5 protein-coding genes are annotated in these 5,880 nt (G+C 73.0%); 4 read left to right on the top strand and 1 reads right to left on the bottom strand.

Translation table 11 applies throughout. The features are described 5' to 3' along the window. Positions 1-15: 15 nt before the first annotated feature. The gene (locus tag HWD93_RS18060; protein WP_261647561.1) at positions 16-1,275 is read right to left on the bottom strand and encodes a chorismate-binding protein; all 1,260 of its coding nucleotides are present in this window, start codon (positions 1,273-1,275) and stop codon (positions 16-18) included. Positions 1,276-1,334: 59 nt separating this feature from the next. Here HWD93_RS18060 and HWD93_RS18055 point away from each other — a divergent pair, with 59 nt between their 5' ends. The 4 genes from HWD93_RS18055 to HWD93_RS18040 all read left to right on the top strand — a co-directional run bounded on the left by HWD93_RS18055 (position 1,335) and on the right by HWD93_RS18040 (position 5,842). Then, the gene (locus HWD93_RS18055) at positions 1,335-2,126 is read left to right on the top strand and encodes a demethylmenaquinone methyltransferase (RefSeq protein WP_070419487.1); all 792 of its coding nucleotides are present in this window, start codon (positions 1,335-1,337) and stop codon (positions 2,124-2,126) included. 33 nt (positions 2,127-2,159) lie between these two features. Then, positions 2,160-3,239 (top strand): polyprenyl synthetase family protein, encoded by a 1,080-nt coding sequence (locus HWD93_RS18050; RefSeq protein ID WP_070418365.1) that lies wholly within the window; start codon positions 2,160-2,162, stop codon positions 3,237-3,239. A gap of 82 nt (positions 3,240-3,321) precedes the next feature. Further along, a complete protein-coding gene (locus tag HWD93_RS18045; protein ID WP_071296709.1) occupies positions 3,322-4,704 on the top strand; it encodes an FAD-dependent oxidoreductase in 1,383 nt (460 codons plus the stop codon). Between the two features lie 19 nt (positions 4,705-4,723). After that, positions 4,724-5,842, top strand: a complete 1,119-nt coding sequence (locus tag HWD93_RS18040) for a heparan-alpha-glucosaminide N-acetyltransferase domain-containing protein (protein WP_071296710.1) — start codon at positions 4,724-4,726, stop codon at positions 5,840-5,842. Positions 5,843-5,880: the final 38 nt, after the last annotated feature.

The raw sequence follows: 5,880 nt of genomic DNA, 5'->3' as shown, positions 1-5,880 counted from the left end.
CCTCCTGGCAGTCGACTAGGCGAGTGCGTCGGTGACCGGCCGGAACTTCAGGGCCGTCTCGGCGACCTCGCGCGCCGGGTCGGACCCGGCCACGATGCCCGCGCCGGCCCACGCCCGCACGGTGCCGTCGCCGGTGATCCGGGCGCTCCGCAACGCGAGCATCCACTCGCCGTCCCCGTTCGCCCCGAGCCACCCGACCGGCCCGGCGTAGCGACCGCGGTCGACGCCCTCGAGCTCGGAGACGAGCCGGACGGCGACGTCGGTCGGGGTCCCCGCGACCGCGGCGGTCGGGTGCAGGGCGTCGGCGACGTCGAGCGAGGTCGTGCCGACCGGCAGCGTCGCCTGGACGTCGGTCGCGAGGTGCCACAGGTTCGGCAGCTGCAACCGGAACGGCTCCGGGTCGGCGCGGAGGTCGGACGCGATCGGGGCGAGCGCGGCCAGCAGGCTCTGGATGGCGAAGCCGTGCTCCTCGACGTCCTTCGCGCTCGCGGCGAGGGCCTCGGCGGCGGCGCGGTCGGACACCGGGTCGGTCCCGCGCGCCGCACTGCCCGCGAGCACGCGTGCCGAGAGCCGGGTGCCGTCGGTCCGGGCGAGGGTCTCGGGCGTCGCGCCCACGATCCCGTCGACGGCGAACGTGACGCACTGCGGGTACGCCTCGGCGAGGTCGAGCAGGATCGCTCGCTGGTCGGCGCCGTCGGGGAGGGTCCCGACGAGGTCCCTCGCCAGCACCACCTTCTCGGCGTCGCCGGCGGTGATCCGCCGGACGGCGTCGGCGACCGTCTCGGCGTAGGCGTCCTCGTCGATGGCACCGGGACGGAGCGCGACGGACACGTGCGGACCGACGCGCGGCACCGGCACCGACGTGCGCGTGAAGGTGAGGGGTTCGGGGTCGAGCGTGGTGTCGACGGCGGTGAGCCAGGCCTTCCCGCGGCGGCGGCCGATCACGACGCGCGGGACGATCAGCACGCTCGTCTCGGTCGAGTCGTCGGCGAACGCGAACGAGCCGAACGCGACGAGCCCGGTGCCGCGCAGCTGCACGGGGTCGTCGACCACGGCGTCGCGGACCAGGGACCGCCAGGCTGCCGAGGCCTCGCGCATCCGGTCCGGGCCGGTGAACGTCCACCGCACGGCCTCGCCGATGCCGACGATCCCGTCGCCGTTCCGGACGAACGCGAGCGGGCTGTCCCGGAGGGTGTGGCGGAGGACGGCGCCCGGGTCGTCGAGGATCCGGGTCGAGACCGTCAGCGGTGGGGCCGCCGTGGTGGTTCGGGTCACCCCACAGATCGTACGCGCCGCGCGGGGAACGTCCGGGCACGACCTCTAGGATGTTGTGGGTGAGCAGAGCGGACCTGAACAAGCGGCCGGACGAGGTGGCGGCCATGTTCGACGACGTCGCCGCGAAGTACGACCTCACGAACGACATCCTCTCGGCGGGCAACGCTCCGCTGTGGCGTGTCGCGACGGTCCGCGCGGTCGACCCCCAGCCCGGCGAGAAGGTGTTGGACATCGCCGCGGGGACGGGCACGAGCGCGGCGGCCTTCGCGAAGAAGGGTGCCGAGGTCACGGCGCTCGACCTCTCCGCGGGCATGATCGCCGTCGGCCGTGAACGCCACCCCGAGATCACCTTCGTCGAGGGCGACGCCGAGCAGCTGCCCTTCGACGACGACACCTTCGACGCCGTCTCGATCTCGTTCGGGCTGCGCAACGTGAACGACCCGATGCAGGCCCTCGGCGAGATGCTCCGGGTCCTCAAGCCCGGCGGTCGTGTCGTCATCTGCGAGTTCTCCACGCCGCCGCTCGCCCTGCTCCGCTTCGGGTACGGCACGTACCTCAAGCGCGTGCTCCCGGGCGTGGCACGGTTGTCCAGCAGCAACCCGGCGGCCTACCGCTACCTCGCCGAGTCGATCGAGGCGTGGCCCGACCAGCAGGTCCTCAGCCAGTGGCTGCGCGGCGTCGGGTTCTCGGTCGTCGCCTACCGGAACCTCACGGCGGGTATCGTCGCACTGCACCGCGGTCGCAAGCCCGTCGCGGGCGAGGTCCGCGAGTCCGTCGCCCGGCGTGCCAAGGCCCGTCGCGAGCACCAGCACACCGGTGAGCAGCCGAGCGTCGACCCCACCGACGCCTGACCGGTCCCTCCACCCCCGAACACGGAGCAGCACTTGAATCCGAGCGTCCCGGTCGCACGTCGCGCACCGAGTCTCCGCGCATCGCTGGGCATCGGCGAGCGACTGTTCGCCACGCCCGCGGAACGCCGGTTCATCGCCGCGGTCGACGACGGCCTCGAGCTCGTCGAGCAGGGGCTCGAGGAAGCCATGCGCTCCACCGACACCCTCGCCGACACCACGAGCCGGTACCTGCTGTCGGCCGGGGGCAAGCGGATCCGGCCGACGCTCACGCTCCTCATCGCGCAGCTCGGTGACGGGGTGACCGACGCGGTCGTGAAGGCCGCCGTGAGCATCGAGACGACCCACCTGGCGTCGCTCTACCACGACGACGTCATGGACGAAGCGCCCGTCCGACGCGGTGTCCCCGCGGCCCACGTGACCTACGGCAACAACGTGGCGATCCTCACCGGCGACCTGTTGTTCGCTCGTGCCAGCCTCATCACGGCCGACCTCGGCACCGAGGGCATCCGGATGCAGGCGGAGACCTTCCAGCGGCTCTGCATGGGGCAGCTCCACGAGACGACGGGCCCCCAGCCCGAGGACGACCCGGTCGAGCACTACATCCAGGTGCTCAGCGACAAGACCGGCTCGCTCATCGCGACGGCAGCCCGTGCCGGTGTGATGTTCTCGGGCGCCGACCGCACGTACCTCGACGCCGTCGGCACGTTCGGTGAGAAGGTCGGCGTGGCCTTCCAGCTCGTGGACGACGTGATCGACCTCGCCCCCGCGAAGGCCAAGACCGGCAAGATCGCCGGCAACGACCTGCGTGCCGGCGTCGACACCCTGCCGCTGCTGCAGCTCAAGCGCCTCGCCGCGACCGGTGCCCCCGACGCGGTGGACCTGCTCGGGCGCATCGAGCGTGACGTGAACGCCGCACCGGACGACGTCGTCGACTCGGCGCCGTACCAGTCCGCCGTGGCCGCCCTGCGCGAGCACGAGGCGACCGCCGCGACCCGTGCCGTCGCGGTCCGCTGGGCGACGGACGCCGTCGACGCCCTCGCACCCCTGCCGGACGGCACCGTCAAGCGGGCACTCGTCCGCTTCGCCGAGTCCGTCGTCGAACGCAGCCGCTAGCGCCGGACCGCCGCGGAGACCGACGGTCCCGCCCCTCGAACCCCCTCGGGAGCACCCCACCCGAACGAACTGGAGACGATCAGTGCCCACCCTCCGAGTCGCCATCGTCGGCGCAGGCCCCGCCGGCATCTACGCCGCCGACATCCTGCTGCGCGAGGCCCACGGCCACGACGTGTCGATCGACCTGTTCGAGCAGCTGCCCGCCCCCTACGGCCTGGTCCGCTACGGCGTCGCCCCGGACCACCCGCGCATCAAGGGCATCGTCAACGCGCTGCGCGACGTGCTCGACCGCGGTGTCGTCCGGCTGTTCGGCAACGTCCGCTTCGGCGAGGACATCACCCTCGACGACCTCCGGCAGCACTACCACGCGGTCGTGTTCTCGACGGGTGCGATCAAGGACGCCGACCTCGACGTCCCCGGTGTCGAGCTCGAGGGGTCGTACGGCGCCGCCGAGTTCGTCAGCTGGTTCGACGGCCACCCCGACGTCCCGCGCACGTGGCCGCTCGAGGCCGAGAGCGTCGCGGTGATCGGCAACGGCAACGTCGCCCTCGACGTCTCGCGCATCCTCGCGAAGCACGCCGACGACCTGCTGCCGACCGAGATCCCCGCGAACGTGTACGAGGGGCTCAAGGCGTCCCCGGTCACCGACGTGCACGTGTTCGGCCGCCGCGGCCCGGCGCAGGTGAAGTTCACCCCGCTCGAGCTCCGCGAGCTCGGCGAGCTCCGCGACGTCGACATGATCGTCTACGACGAGGACTTCGACCACGACGAGGCCTCGAAGACCGCCATCGCCACGAACAAGCAGGTCATGGTGATGAACCGCGTCCTCGAGCAGTGGCGCACCCGTGAGACCGGCCAGGCGAGCCGCCGACTGCACCTGCACTTCTACGCGAAGCCCCTCGAGTTCGTCGGCGAGGACGGCAAGCTCACCGCCATCCGGTACGAGCGCACGCGGCCGAACGGCCAGGGCGGCGTCGAGGGCACGGGCGAGATCCGCGAGATCCCGATCCAGGCCGCCTACCGCGCGGTCGGGTACTTCGGCTCGCCGTTGCCGGGCGTCCCGTTCGACGAGCGCCACGGTGTCATCCCGAACCACGAGGGCCAGGTCCTCGACGACGACAACCAGCAGGTCCCGGGCGTCTACGCGACCGGCTGGATCAAGCGCGGCCCCGTCGGGCTCATCGGCCACACCAAGTCCGACGCGATGGAGACCGTCCAGCACATCGTGAACGACCAGGCGAGCTGGTGGACCCCGGCCGACCCGTCCGAGGGCGCGATCCCGGCCCTGCTCGCCGAGCGTGGTGTCGAGTACACCGACCTCGACGGTTGGCACAACCTCGACACCCACGAGCTCGCCCTCGGCGAGGCCGAGGGCCGCGAGCGCATCAAGGTCGTCCCGCGCGAGGACATGGTCGACGTGTCCCTCGGCCGCGTCGACGCCCGCACGGGCTCGGCGACGAGCTGACCGGCGGACCGCGAACGCCATGACGACCGCACGCCCCGCACCGCCCACCGCGCTGCGGGGCGTGTCCGTCTCCGGGGTCCGGCTCGAGGGCGTCGACGTCGCCCGTGCGCTGGCGCTGCTCGGCATGATGGCGACCCACGTCGGGGGCATCGCCGACCAGGTCGACTGGTCGGACCCCGGCACCTGGGCCGCCGTCGCCCACGGCCGGTCGTCGTCGCTCTTCGCGGTGCTCGCCGGCGTCTCGATCGGTCTGACGAGCGGTCGGACGTCGCCGCCCGGCCCGCCGCGGATCGGTCGGGTCCGTGGCCGGCTCGCGATCCGCGCGCTCGTCGTCGTCGCGGTCGGCCTGCTGCTCATGGCGCTGCAGACCCCGGTCTACGTCATCCTCCCGACGTACGGCGTGCTGTTCCTGCTGGCGATCCCGGTGCTCCGGGTCCGTGCGCGCTGGCTGCTGGTCCTCGCCGCGGCGTGCGCCGTGCTGTCGCCCGTCGTCGCCCTCGGCATCGTCCCGCTCTACGCGGACGCCGGCATGTGGGAGGTCCAGCTCGGCCTCGTCTACCCCGTGGTCACCTTCCTGGCGTACGTGCTGGTCGGTCTCGCGGTCGCCCGTGTCGGACTGGAGGGACGGCGCACCCAGGTGGTCCTCCTCGCGTCCGGCGCGGTGGTCGCCGCCCTCGCCTACCTCGTCGGCAACGCGGTCGCGCCGGTGCCCGCCGACGCCGGGTTCGCGTTCCCCGGTGTGCCGTACGCGGGCGAGGGGAGCACCGCCGCCGAGGCCACGGCGCAGCTGTTCCTGTCGCCGCGGGACCACTCCTCGTCGATCGTCGACGTCGTGGGGACCGCGGGAGTGGCCGTCGCCGTCATCGCGCTCTGCACGCTGGTGTTCGACGGGCGGGGCGAGGTCGTCCGACGCATCGGGTACCCGTTGGCTGCCGTGGGGTCGATGCCGCTCACGGTCTACGCGGGGCACCTCGTCGTGCTCGCGGCGCTGCCGACGTACCCGGACTCGGCGGCGGCGTGGGGCTGGTTCGCGCTGGGGTCGATCGTGTTCGCGATGCTCTGGAGGCGGTTCCTCGGGAGGGGGCCGCTCGAGCGCGTGACCGCCCGACTCACCCGCCTGGTGCCGGACCCGCGCTGACCGCCCCCGCCGCCGCGCACCCGCACCCGCTCCCGCGC

This window comes from Curtobacterium sp. C2H10, assembly GCF_025407985.1.
Lineage (GTDB): Bacteria > Actinomycetota > Actinomycetes > Actinomycetales > Microbacteriaceae > Curtobacterium.
This window is presented reverse-complemented; position numbering and strand designations above follow the sequence as displayed.

Bases quoted from the DNA above. Each gene is read 5' to 3' on its own strand.
- HWD93_RS18040 (WP_071296710.1), top strand. From the start codon at position 4,724: ATGACGACCGCACGCCCCGCACCGCCCACCGCGCTGCGGGGCGTGTCC.